General features: G+C 40.9%; 9 protein-coding genes. 7 read left to right on the plus strand and 2 right to left on the minus strand.

Annotated elements, in window-relative coordinates; all coding sequences use genetic code 11:
• Positions 1–76: 76 nt before the first annotated feature.
• On the minus strand, positions 77–2,140 hold the full coding sequence (locus C1726_RS13145; protein WP_102273577.1) for a transglycosylase domain-containing protein: 2,064 nt from the start codon (positions 2,138–2,140) through the stop codon (positions 77–79).
• 330 nt (positions 2,141–2,470) lie between these two features.
• Here C1726_RS13145 and speE point away from each other — a divergent pair, with 330 nt between their 5' ends.
• The 4 genes from speE to argS all read left to right on the plus strand — a co-directional run bounded on the left by speE (position 2,471) and on the right by argS (position 7,012).
• Positions 2,471–3,298 carry a spermidine synthase gene (gene speE / locus C1726_RS13150; RefSeq protein WP_053478507.1) on the plus strand — a complete coding sequence of 276 codons (828 nt, stop codon included), beginning with the start codon at positions 2,471–2,473 and terminating at the stop codon, positions 3,296–3,298.
• A 408-nt stretch (positions 3,299–3,706) separates the two neighbouring features.
• Positions 3,707–4,576: an agmatinase gene (speB, locus tag C1726_RS13155; RefSeq protein ID WP_102275802.1), complete on the plus strand. Its 870-nt coding sequence runs from the start codon at positions 3,707–3,709 to the stop codon at positions 4,574–4,576.
• Between the two features lie 337 nt (positions 4,577–4,913).
• On the plus strand, positions 4,914–5,345 hold the full coding sequence (locus tag C1726_RS13160) for a DUF1934 domain-containing protein (protein WP_322090993.1): 432 nt from the start codon (positions 4,914–4,916) through the stop codon (positions 5,343–5,345).
• Positions 5,342–7,012 (plus strand): arginine--tRNA ligase, encoded by a 1,671-nt coding sequence (argS, locus tag C1726_RS13165; RefSeq protein WP_102273579.1) that lies wholly within the window; start codon positions 5,342–5,344, stop codon positions 7,010–7,012. The genes C1726_RS13160 and argS overlap by 4 nt, the downstream gene beginning before the upstream one ends.
• Before the next feature lie 67 nt (positions 7,013–7,079).
• On the opposite strand, the gene cls is transcribed toward argS, so the two are convergent.
• A complete protein-coding gene (gene cls / locus C1726_RS13170; RefSeq protein ID WP_102273580.1) occupies positions 7,080–8,273 on the minus strand; it encodes a cardiolipin synthase in 1,194 nt (397 codons plus the stop codon).
• A gap of 209 nt (positions 8,274–8,482) precedes the next feature.
• Between cls and C1726_RS13175 the strand changes: the two genes are divergently transcribed.
• The 3 genes from C1726_RS13175 (at position 8,483) to C1726_RS13185 (ending at position 13,147) form a co-directional block, all read left to right on the plus strand.
• Positions 8,483–10,594 carry a heterodisulfide reductase-related iron-sulfur binding cluster gene (locus C1726_RS13175; RefSeq protein WP_102273581.1) on the plus strand — a complete coding sequence of 704 codons (2,112 nt, stop codon included), beginning with the start codon at positions 8,483–8,485 and terminating at the stop codon, positions 10,592–10,594.
• A gap of 403 nt (positions 10,595–10,997) precedes the next feature.
• Positions 10,998–12,185, plus strand: coding sequence for an acetyl-CoA C-acetyltransferase (locus tag C1726_RS13180; protein ID WP_102273582.1), 1,188 nt, complete (start codon positions 10,998–11,000; stop codon positions 12,183–12,185).
• 110 nt (positions 12,186–12,295) lie between these two features.
• The gene (locus tag C1726_RS13185) at positions 12,296–13,147 is read left to right on the plus strand and encodes a 3-hydroxybutyryl-CoA dehydrogenase (protein WP_102273583.1); all 852 of its coding nucleotides are present in this window, start codon (positions 12,296–12,298) and stop codon (positions 13,145–13,147) included.
• The last annotated feature ends 135 nt before the right edge of the window (positions 13,148–13,282 follow it).

Below are 13,282 nucleotides of genomic sequence, written 5' to 3' on the forward strand. Positions count from 1 at the left end.
ATGATGGAATTGTTAATCTTTTATCGTTTCTTCACAGGTGTGCACTCACTCCGAAAAGATAACGATTGTCCAGAACCTATGACCAATCAAACAGTTTCTTGTACCAAGGTTTTTTTGGCTCTTTTTCCTTTTTGGCTGGTTTTTCCTCTGTGTATGGCAAATGGTCTGTACAGTATTCGGTTGGTTCGGTGCCGCTGACAAAATACGTAAATCGCTTGATTGGACAATTGTCGGTGGCAAGCTTTCCATTTGAAGGATTCACGTATACACCAACTGTCCCTTTCGGCTGCTTAAAGCCCTTTGCTGGTTTTCCTTTATGAGTATCCTCCATAAAGCGCGCCCAAATATTCTTTGCGTATGATTTGTCTGCTGAACGTGTAATGGCCTTACCTTTATCATACCCAGTCCAAACAGCAGAGACGAGCTGTGGAGAATATCCAATCATCCAGCTATCCGTATCTGTCGTTCCTGATTTTCCCGCATACGTACGTGTTAAATTATTAATGACTGTACTCCCTGTAACACTCGTATAGCCATTCAGTTTTGGGTCAAAAATACCTGTCATCATTTGTGTCGTAACATAAGCTAACTCAGGCTTTAAAATCGGAATTGCCTGTTTATCATGCTGATAAATGACTTTCCCTTGATGATCTTCAACCTTTGTGATCATAACAGGTGAAACCATTTTCCCGCCGTTTGCCAGGATGCTATAGGCACTCGCCATTTCAATGACCCTTACTCCGGATGTTCCTAAAGCTAATGATGGAACGTTAGCCATTTTTGTCGTGAGACCGAATTTTTTCGCTGTGTCGACAAGTGTATTTTCGCCTAAAAATAAATGTGTTTTCACAGCAAAGATATTATCAGATAAAGCAAGTGCCTGAGCCATTGTAATATCACCATCTGCATACTGGCTATTAAAGTTTTTCGGCGAGTATTCAGACCTTCCATCATCAAAACGGAAGGTTGTCTGCTCACTGCGCATAACCGTTGAAGGAGTAAAACCCTTCTCAAGAGCCGCATAGTATAGGAGCGGTTTTATGGTAGATCCAGGCTGGCGAACCGCCTGTACAGCCCGGTTAAATGGGCTTTCCTCATAACTTCTTCCGCCAACCATTGCTTTGACATAGCCGTTTTTAGGATCCATCGCAACTAGTCCTGTTTGGATCTCTGATTCTTTAGAGATCAATTTCTCTACTGTTTGTTCAGCAATTTCTTGTTGTTTTAAATCGATGGTTGTGTAAACTTTTAACCCGCCAAGCTCAATGACCCGATCGTCCAAATTTAGCTCCGTTTTTAATATATGACGTACGGTATCCTGAAAATAGGGTGCCGTTTTTGTTTTTGTATGGAGGTGCTTTCCAACGAAAGTGAGCTGTTCATTTAGGGCATCCTTAACCACATTTTTGTGAATGAGTTTGTTTTCGACCATAGTTTGTAAAATCAGCTTCTGGCGGCTCTTGGCATTTTCCATTGAGTTGAATGGGGAGTAGATGCCAGCGCCCTTTGGAATGCCAGCAAGCATAGCAGCTTCGCCAAGAGTCAGCTCGCCAGCTTTTTTTCCAAAATAGAATTGGCTGGCAGCTTCCGCTCCATAAGCGCCATGCCCGTAATATATCGTATTTAAATAGCCTTCTAAAATTTCCTTCTTCGTATAATTCATTTCCAGCCGTATCGTATAAAAGGCTTCTAGTATTTTTCGCTTCCATGTTTTTTCGTGTGCCAGGAATAGATTCCGGGCATATTGCTGGCTAATGGTACTTGCACCCTGAACCTTTGCCATTGCTTTGATATCTGCAATTAAAGCACCAACGATCCGCTTATAATCAAACCCATGATGGGAATAAAATTTTCGATCTTCTATCGAAATGGTAGCGTCGATTAAATGGGGGCTGATTTGGTCAAGTTCTACCCAATATCGCTTTTGCCCATTATGGCTCTCTCCGATTACTGTCCCATCATCTGAATAAAATAGTGTTGATTGTGGAACGGCCAGCGGCGGGGGACCTAGTATTTTTGCATAGAGCAAAATACCAGCACCAATAAGCACGGCTAATGCGAGTCCAATTAAGCTGATAATAAAGAAGGCACGAAAATATTTCCCTGCTTTTCTAAATCGCTGATTTGTCATAATCTCCATTTCGGTGCTTCCCCCTTTCTAGACGAACCTAAAGAATTTCAGCAAAATTGCTGGAAAATCACTTCTATTTATCTAGTATTGAAAAAATGGCGGGATTTTAAACATTTTTATCAAACACATGTAACTTTTTCTTGCATTTTCGCTAGATTCATCTATACTTTTTCTCATGTTTGTAATTATGGTGTTAGGGAATTATAAGAAAAGCGGAGGCGACTTGGTTAATGCCGTACAAACTAAGATGCTTGAAGTTTGAAAGACGATAGCCCGCCTGCGCAAGAAAATTCTTATTTAAATACATGTCATTTTTTAAATAGAAGGGATGATTCTAAAATGGGATTATGGTTTACTGAGAAACAAACAGAAAATTTCGGAATTACAATGAAAATTAAGCAGACTTTACATACAGAGCAAACAGATTTTCAAATGCTTGAAATGGTTGAAACAGAAGAATGGGGAAATATGCTTTTGCTTGATGGCATGGTTATGACCTCTGTGAAAGATGAATTTGTCTATCACGAAATGGTGGCGCATGTGCCATTATTTACACACCCTAATCCAGAAAACGTCCTTGTAGTAGGCGGAGGCGACGGCGGTGTCATTCGTGAGGTGCTTAAGCATCCGAGTGTGAAGAAAGCAACACTTGTTGATATCGATGGAAAAGTAATCGAGTATTCGAAGAAGTTTTTACCGGAAATTGCTGGCATGCTGGATGATCCGCGCGTGGACGTTCAAGTTGGAGACGGCTTCATGCATATTGCTGAAAGTGAAAATGAATACGATGTCATTATGGTTGATTCAACTGAGCCAGTAGGTCCTGCTGTTAACCTGTTTACAAAAGGATTTTACGCAGGGATTTCTAAAGCGCTAAAGGAAGATGGCATTTTCGTTGCTCAATCGGACAACCCTTGGTTTAAGGCAGACTTAATCCGCAATGTTCAAAAGGATGTAAAGGAAATCTTCCCAATTACAAACCTATATGTTGCAAACATTCCTACTTATCCAAGCGGCATGTGGGCATTTACCATTGGTTCAAAAAAATATGATCCATTAGCGGTTAGTGAAGAACGCTTCCATGAAATTGAAACAAAATATTATACGAAGGAACTTCATAAAGCAGCATTTGTCTTGCCAAAATTTGTGCAGGATTTAGTGAAGTAACCTAGATTTTCAGAAATAAAGGCTATATTGCAAATAAAATGAGGTTTTGCAAATATAATGTTAATTTCGCAAATAAAGTTAGGAATTTGCAAAAATAAAGGTAATATTGCAAATAAAATGAGGTTTTGCAAAAATAATGTTAATTTCGCAAATAAAATTGAGATTTTGCAAAAATAAAGGCAAATTTCGCAAATAAAGTTAGGAATTTGCAAAAATAAAGGCAAATTTCGCAAATAAAGTTAGGAATTTGCAAAAATAAAGGGAATTTCGCAAATAAAGCTGGATCCCGCAAAAATAATAGAAATACCGCAAATTAAAGCGTACCTTTTGCAAATAAATCCAGCCTTTTTGCAAAAAAGACCAAAGGAGCTTCATGCTCCAAATACATATAAACGAGGGATGACAGGCATGCGTTTTGATGAAGCATACTCAGGCAATGTATTTATAAAAAGCCATCCAAATTATGAAGAAAGTGAAGCCGTTTTATATGGAATGCCAATGGATTGGACGGTTAGCTATCGTCCAGGCTCCCGTTTTGGCCCGGCTCGTATACGTGAAGTATCCATCGGCCTTGAAGAGTACAGTGCCTATTTGGATCGTGAATTAGAAGAAGTAAAATACTTTGATGCAGGCGATATTCCGCTTCCGTTTGGAAATCCGCAAAGAAGTCTTGACTTAATTGAGGAATTTGTTGATAAGGTTTTAGCAGAAAATAAATTTCCATTAGGAATGGGCGGAGAGCATTTAGTTTCTTGGCCGGTAATGAAAGCGATGTATAAAAAATATCCCGATCTTGCCATCATCCATATGGATGCACACACGGATTTGCGTGAGAATTATGAAGGGGAGCCGCTATCCCACTCAACACCTATTCGCAAAGTAGCTGAATTAATTGGGCCACAGAATGTTTATTCATTTGGCATTCGTTCTGGAATGAAGGAAGAATTCCAATGGGCAAAAGAAGTGGGCATGCATATTTCAAAATTTGAAGTGCTTGAGCCTCTAAAAGAAGTGCTGCCAAAATTAGCCGGACGTCCTGTTTATGTCACAATCGACATTGATGTCCTCGATCCTGCGCATGCACCAGGTACGGGTACGGTTGATGCAGGAGGGATTACTTCTAAAGAGCTGCTTGCCTCTATCCACGAAATTGCCCGTTCAGAAATTAATGTAGTAGGTGCAGATCTTGTAGAAGTCGCGCCAATCTATGACCCGTCTGAACAAACGGCAAATACAGCAAGCAAACTCATTCGCGAAATGATCCTTGGCTGGGTTTAATAATAAAGCACTTTTCTAAAAGATTGATGTATAAAACTAGTTGTGCAAATGGAAAAATTGGTTGTTTGGAGCGGAAGGTGCGAGACTCCTGCGGGTGGAGTGGACAGGTGAGACTCCGCAGGAGCTTTAGCGACGAGGAGGCTCACCGCCCACCCCGCGGAAAGCGAGCATCCTGGAGTAGAAATCAACTTTTGCCAACTATGTGTTATTTAGCAACAATGTTAAAACAAAAACGGAGACCCGCTGTCTCCGTTTTTTTCCGTTCAGTTATGACTGTCAACTAGCACCAGTTATCGTTTTCTACTATAATGAAATGAAAAGGATGTGTGGCCAACAAGTGGAACAAGTGCCTGTAAAAATAAAGGTGAAAACGGATATACGCGATGGGGGCAGTAAGGATACTTTTGAACTTACAGCTTTTGGACAATACTACAAAAAGGAAAATGCCCGTTTTCTGCAATATAATGAGGAAATGGAAGAAGGCACCGTAAAGACCATTATTAAACTTTCCGATCAGGAGGGTCTAATTTTACGCAGTGGTGCAGTAAAAATGAGACTTCCTTTTCAAATGAATAAAAAGCTTAGTGGCCGCTATGATACGCCATATGGAGTATTTGAAACAGCTACTTTAACAAAAAGGTTTGTCCATCATTTTGATGAACAGACAGATATTGGATCGATTGATCTTTTATATGAAATGAGCATACAAGGTGCACATTCAGGTACATATCATTTAGTCATAACATTTCAAAAGGAGGAAGAAAAATGAATAGTGTTGAGCAAATGCAGAGTAAATTAAAACAAGAAATCAAAGATGCTGTTCTTAAAGCGAATTTAGCAGCTGAAGACCAAATTCCAGCTGTCATTCTAGAAGTGCCAAAGGATAAATCACATGGGGATTATTCTACGAATATGGCGATGCAGCTGGCACGTGTTGCAAAAAAGGCGCCTAGACAAATAGCTGAAAGCTTAATCGAGAATTTTGATTCTTCTAAAGCGTCCATTAAAAAAATTGAAATTGCAGGACCGGGATTTATAAATTTTCACATGGATAACAGCTACTTAACAAATTTAATCCCGGCGATTCTAGAAGCAGGGGATCGATACGGAGAAACAGATATCGGCGGCAAGCAAAAGGTTCAAGTGGAGTTTGTGTCAGCGAACCCGACAGGTGACTTGCATCTTGGACATGCCCGCGGAGCGGCAGTTGGAGACTCTTTATGCAACATTTTAGCGAAGGCTGGCTATGACGTTTCGCGTGAATATTATATTAATGATGCGGGCAACCAGATTAATAATCTCGCATGGTCTGTAGAAGCCCGCTATTTCCAAGCACTCGGCATGGAGAAAGAAATGCCTGCAGATGGCTACCATGGCGAAGATATTATTGGCATCGGCAAAAAGCTTGCTGAGGAATTTGGTGACAAGTATGTCCATGTAGACGAAAAAGAGCGCTTTGACTTTTTCCGTGCATACGGCTTAAAGGTAGAAATGGCGAAGCTAAAGACAGATCTTGAAGAATTCCGTGTCCCATTTGATGTATGGTACTCTGAAACGTCTCTTTATAATAACGGCAAAATTGATGCGGCGTTAACAGCATTAAAAGACAATGGCCATATTTACGAAGAAGATGGAGCGACATGGTTCCGTTCAACAACTTTTGGTGATGATAAAGACCGTGTTCTCATTAAAAATGACGGCTCTTACACATATTTAACACCAGATATTGCTTACCATCGGGATAAGCTTGAGCGTGGGTTTGAACAGCTGATTAATATTTGGGGTGCAGACCATCATGGCTATATCCCTCGGATGAAAGCAGCTATCGAGGCGCTTGGCTATCGTCGTGAGGCATTAGAGGTTGAAATCATCCAGCTTGTTCATTTATACAAAAACGGCGAAAAAATGAAGATGAGCAAACGGACAGGAAAAGCTGTAACAATGCGTGATCTTGTTGAAGAGGTAGGACTTGATGCCACCCGTTATTTCTTTGCTATGAGAAGTGCAGACACACATATGGACTTCGATTTAGACCTGGCAGTTTCTCAATCAAATGAAAACCCTGTATATTATGCGCAATATGCACATGCGCGTATTTCAAGCATTTTACGCCAAGGGGAGGAACAAGGTATGACTGTCGGCAGTGATGCTGACTTTTCACTAGTTTCTTCAGAGAAGGAAATGGATGTCCTGAAAAAATTAGGCGAATTCCCTCAGGCTGTTGGAGAAGCAGCTGTGAAGCGTTTGCCGCACAGAATCACAAACTATATTTTTGAATTAGCATCTACTTTCCACAGCTTCTATAATGCTGAAAAAGTATTAGATGCGGATCATCCTGAACGGACGAAAGCGCGCTTGGCATTAATCAAAGCTGTTCAAACATCCTTGAAAAATGCTCTTGCCTTAATCGGTGTATCTGCTCCGGAAAAAATGTAATCGAAAAAGCTGACTCTGCTATAGAGTCAGCTTTTTATGTTTTTGAACCAATTAATTTTAAAGGAGCTTACAAAAGCGGTGCAGCGAGCCTGGCAGCATATTCTTTTAAATTTCGCCTGCGATTTAATTCGGTTAAGGATAATTGCCTGGAAGCCTGAATATCCTTTTTAATGACATCCTGTACTTTTTTTATGAAAGGCTGATCATAAATATAACAGTTAATTTCATAGTTGATAAAAAGGCTGCGCCTATCGAAGTTTGCTGTGCCAATATCGCAAACCTCATCATCAATAATCATTGTTTTGGCATGATAAAAGCCAGTTTGAAATTCATATACAGTAGCGCCATTTTCAAGAAGTTTCCTTAAAGATGAATAGGATGCCTCTTTTACAAGGATATGATCGGAAACTTTTGGAACAAGGATGGTTAATGCAATTCCCCTTTCCTGTGCAGCGATTAAGTCAGTTAATAATTTTTCACTAGGTATAAAATAGGGCGTACCAATAAATATTTTAGTTTTTGCTCTATTAATTAAAGAGGAAAAGGTGTCTTCCAAAAAGGCACCTTTTGACGGAATAATTTGATGCTGAATCTTTCCAGTATGCAGTGGAGGAAAATAAGCGTTATTTGCTAATAGATTGGTCCCGGTCTCTTTATGCCAGTCAGTCAAAAATTCCTTCTGCAGATCTGCGACACCTTCACCAGCCATTTTTAAATGATAGTCGCGCCATGGGCTTAATTTAGGATCTAAATTTATATACTCCTTGCCAATATTGAATCCGCCAATATATCCAATTTCCCCATCAATAACTGTGATTTTCCGGTGATTTCTAGCTTGGAATGTATAGAACAGGTAGGGAAGTTTAGGTGTATGGGCAAAGGAAAAATGAATCCCATGATTCTTTAGGGATTCAATTGTATTTTTCTTAATCGGAAAGCTCCCCATTCGATCGAGAAGCAAGCGGACTTCTATTCCTTCATCCGCCTTTTTCTTTAATATGCTTAGGAATTCTTTACTAATATTGTCGTCCTTTACAATATAAAAGAGGATGTGGATATGATGTGCTGCCTTTTTTAGCTCGGAAAAGTAGTCGGCAAATAGCTCTGGCCCCTGAGTGAAAATATCGATATTGCTTACCCGAAAAGGGGAGTCTATTCGCTTTAAGCCTTGCAATTGTTTTTTTCTCCCGAGGGTAAAATCAAGTGAAATCCAAAGAGCAATAATTAGTATGAAAACAGCTATCGTCAGAAAGATCGTCATTGCTATGTGCTCCCCAGAAATTAGTTTCCAATTATTATCTCCATGCAGATGTATTCTATAATTAATTTTGCTGAAAAAGAAAAAACTGGTTGACTGAATGCTCATTCATTATATAATAGATACAAGTAATAATATCTGAAAATTAAATTGTATTAAAAATTTTAGACTAATACGTATATTAGGAATCCAAGAAAGGAGCGCTTTATATAATGAATGGGTTATTATGGATTAACTTAATCGCATTTCTCCTTGTAACCGCTTACGCTATTAGCTTGTTCGTCTATGTGATTAAGACAAGAATAGCGTATATCAAGCTCGGTAAAAAGGTTGAATTCGATAATAATGTGAAAGAGCGGCTCGGAAAAATCTGGGTGAATGTCTTTGGACAGAAAAAGCTTATGAAGGATAAGAAAAGCGGAGCAATCCACGTTATGTTCTTCTACGGCTTTATTCTTGTTCAATTCGGCGCAATTGATTTTATTATTAAAGGGATCAAGCCAGGAGCACATTTGCCGCTAGGCCCACTATATCCAGGCTTTACTTTTTTCCAGGAAATTGTCACGTTAACGATTCTAGTAGCGGTTGTCTGGGCATTCTATCGCCGATACATTGAAAAGCTTGTCCGCTTGAAAAGAGGCTTTAAGTCAGGTCTTGTTCTTATATTTATTGGCGGGTTAATGCTTTCCGTATTGCTCGGAAATGGTATGAGTATGATCTGGCACGGACATGAAGGCGCTTGGACAGAGCCAGTAGCATCTTTAATTGCCGGAGCATTCTCCTGGATGGGGGAAACAGCATCTGTCGTCGTTTTCTATATCGCTTGGTGGATTCACTTGCTATTCCTGCTTGCATTCCTTGTATACGTTCCACAGGGCAAGCATGCACACTTAATTGCTGGACCAGCAAATGTGTATTTTAACCGTTTAGAGAATCCAGGGAAATTAACGAAAATTGATTTCGAAGATGAATCACAGGAATCGTTCGGTGTTGGGAAAGTTGAAGATTTCAATCAGCTGCAAATGATTGACTTCTATGCATGTGTGGAATGCGGACGCTGTACAAATATGTGTCCAGCAACCGGCACAGGCAAGATGCTATCACCAATGGATCTAATTTTAAAGCTTCGTGATCATTTAACAAATCATGGCGCGGCAGTTACATCTAAGCAGCCATGGGTGCCGACATTTGCGTTTTCGAACACAACAGGCAACCAGCTTGCTTTAGCCGCATCTGGTAAAGGGGCGCAAGAGGCAGCAGCAGGACTTGCCTACAGCCCAAGCTTAATTGGCGATGTAATTACGGAGGAAGAAATCTGGGCATGTACAACGTGCCGAAACTGTGAAGATCAATGTCCAGTCATGAATGAACATGTGGATAAAATTATTGACCTTCGCCGTTATCTTGTTTTAACAGAAGGAAAAATGGATGCAGATGCACAGCGTGCGATGACGAATATTGAACGCCAGGGCAACCCTTGGGGCCTTAACCGCAAGGAAAAGGAAAACTGGAGAGAAGCGCGCGAGGATGTATATGTACCAACAGTGAAGGAATTGAAAAAATCTGGAGAAGAATTCGAGTATCTCTTCTGGGTTGGCGCGATGGGCTCATTTGATAACCGCAGCCAAAAAATTGCCCTTTCTTTTGCAAAATTAATGAACGAAGCAGGCGTTAAGTTTGCGATTTTAGGAAATAAAGAAAAGAACTCTGGCGATACCCCAAGACGTCTCGGAAATGAATTTCTCTTCCAAGAGCTTGCAACGAAAAATATTGAAGAGTTTGAGAAAAACGAAGTGAAGAAGATCGTGACAATCGATCCGCATGCTTACAACATTTTCAAAAATGAATATCCTGATTTCGGATTAGAAGCCGAAGTGTACCACCATACAGAAATTCTTTATGATCTTGTTAAAGAAGGCAGATTGAAGCCGCAGTATGCAGTAAACGAAACAATTACCTTCCATGACTCTTGTTACTTAGGACGCTATAACGAAGTGTATGATCCGCCTCGTGAGATCTTAAAAGCGATCCCAGGCGTGAAGCTCGTAGAAATGGAGAGAAGCCGTGAAACAGCGATGTGCTGTGGAGCAGGCGGCGGTTTAATGTGGATGGAAGAAGAAACAGGCCACCGCATTAACGTCTCCAGGACAGAGCAAGCATTGGCAGTGAACCCGGGCATCATCAGCTCTGGCTGTCCATATTGCTTAACGATGCTTTCCGATGGGACAAAGGCGAAGGAAGTAGAAGAAAAAGTAGGTACGTACGACGTAGCTGAAATTCTAGAGAAATCCGTCATTGGCGAACAGCAGACACTTGTATCGTAATTTATAATCAGTAGAAATTGAAACACAGCATAATTCATAATATAATTTTATGAATTTTGGGTAAAGTGTTTCAATTTCTGCTATTTTTAAAGTAAAATAGAATAATAGGATAAAGCGCTTACAATTATTGAAATGGAATATGTAAATTTTTTTATATCCTTTTCGAGCGAGCGTTCAGTCGTTTACCTAGTCCACTAATTGAAACTTCATCAAGAATATCTACTTAGACTTTATTTTTCTTCCAATTTTAAGCACAAAAGTAAATAGTCGGTCAGCGTACTGAACAAGCCTTTATGACGTAAGGAATAACCAGCGAAGAGAAGTATGCTGACCGACATTTACACATTTTATTTATGAGTGGATTTTGAATATTTAAGTTTAATTGAAAAAAGGAGAGATTCGAATGGGGAAGACCGTAATAGTAGGCGGGGCAAGAACGCCTTTCGGCAAATTTGCAGGCGGATTAAGCAGCTTTTCAGCATCTGATCTTGGAGGCATTGCAGTAAAGGAGGCTTTAAATCGTGCCGGTGTGAAGCCTGAAGAAGTAGGTGAGGTGATTCTGGGTACTGTTCTCCAAGGGGGTCAGGGTCAAATTCCATCGCGGCAGGCAGCACGAAAGGCTGGATTGCCATGGGAAGTGAAGACGGAAACAGTAAATAAAGTTTGTGCCTCGGGTATGCGCAGTGTGACACTCGGTGACCAAATTATTCGCCTTGGGGATGAAGAGGTTATTGTTGCAGGCGGAATGGAGTCAATGAGCAATGCGCCGTATTTCTTGCCGAATGCCCGCTGGGGATTGCGAATGGGCGATGCGCAGGTAAAAGACCTGATGACACATGATGGCTTGAGCTGCAGCTTTACGGGTGTCCATATGGGTACGTATGGCAATGAGGTAGCAGAAGAGCTTGAAATTAGCAGGGAAGAGCAGGATCGCTGGGCATTAAGAAGCCACGAACGGACAATCGCAGCGATGGAGTCTGGAAAGCTGGCAGAAGAGATCGTTCCTGTTGAGGTTCCACAGCGAAAAGGTGAGCCAATTATTGTGGCTGAGGATGAGTCGCCTCGAAAGGACACATCTCTTGAAAAATTAGCGAAGCTTCGATCAGCCTTCGGTCAAGGTGGAACGATCACAGCAGGGAATGCACCGGGAGTGAATGATGGGGCTGCAGCACTCGTATTGATGAGTGAAGAACGAGCAGAGCGGGAAGGAAGAAAGCCGGAAGCGATTATTCTGGGGCATGCGGCTATTGCGGTAGAAGCAAAGGACTTCCCGAAAACACCAGGTCTGGTGATTAATGAACTGCTTCGGAAAACAGGGAAATCTGTTGAAGACATTGATTTATTTGAAATTAATGAGGCCTTTGCGGCAGTAGCGTTAACGAGCGGAAAAATTGCAAACTTAGATGAAAGCAAGGTCAATGTCAATGGCGGTGCCGTTGCCCTTGGTCATCCAATTGGTGCGAGCGGGGCGCGAATCATTCTAACATTAATGCATGAATTGAAAAGACGCGGCGGCGGGGTTGGCATTGCGGCTATCTGCAGCGGCGGCGGCCAAGGCGATGCGATTATGATTGAAGTGCCTAAACAATAGGTGGCTATCTAACCTATTGAAAAAATTTTCGTTTTTATTATCTGAAATCTACGTAAATTGACTAAATTTGAAATACATTATTCAACGAGCAAATTGGGGGAGCAGAGAAAATGAACGTACAAAAAATTATGGTAATCGGTGCTGGACAAATGGGATCAGGGATTGCACAAGTATGTGCCCAAGCAGGATACAATGTTTTATTAAATGATTTGAAACAGGAGTTTGTGGACCGCGGGCTTGGTGTTATTAAAAAGAACCTCAATCGCCAAGTAGAGAAAGAGCGGATGACAGCCCAGCAAATGGAAGAGGTTTTGAACAATCTTACGCCATCGACTGCCTTAACAGATGCAAAGGACGTTGACTTAATCATCGAGGCTGCAGTTGAGAACATGGAAATTAAAACAAAGATTTTCGGTCAGCTCGATGAAATTGCACCAGCTCATGCGATCTTAGCAAGCAATACTTCCTCCTTGCCAATTACAGAAATTGCAGCAGCTACAAAACGCCCTGAAAAGGTGATTGGCATGCACTTTATGAATCCGGTGCCGGTGATGAAGCTTGTTGAAATTATCCGTGGATTGGCAACAGCTGATGAAGTCTACCAAACAATCGAAGATATCACAAAGACGTTAAAGAAGGTTCCAGTTGAAGTAAATGACTTCCCGGGATTTATCTCTAATCGAGTATTAATGCCAATGATCAATGAGGCTATTTTTACTCTATACGAAGGGGTTGCAACAAAGGAAGCGATTGATGAGGTAATGAAGCTTGGCATGAATCATCCAATGGGGCCATTAACTCTGGCTGATTTCATCGGACTCGATACGTGCCTGTATATTATGGAAACGCTTCATGAAGGCTTCGGCGATGACAAATACCGTCCATGCCCATTATTAAGAAAGTATGTCAAGGCAGGCTGGCTTGGAAAGAAAACAGGCAGAGGCTTTTACGAATACGCATAAGAGAATGTTGTCTTTTGTCGAATAATCGATATATCAGATATTTCGCAGATAAATGAATGATTTTCGTAGATATATCTTAAATTTCGCAGATAAGTTATCTGTTTTCGCAGATAAATAGGTGCGATCAGAAAAAAG

The organism is Cytobacillus massiliigabonensis (genome assembly GCF_900199725.1).
Lineage (GTDB): Bacteria > Bacillota > Bacilli > Bacillales > Cytobacillaceae > Cytobacillus > Cytobacillus massiliigabonensis.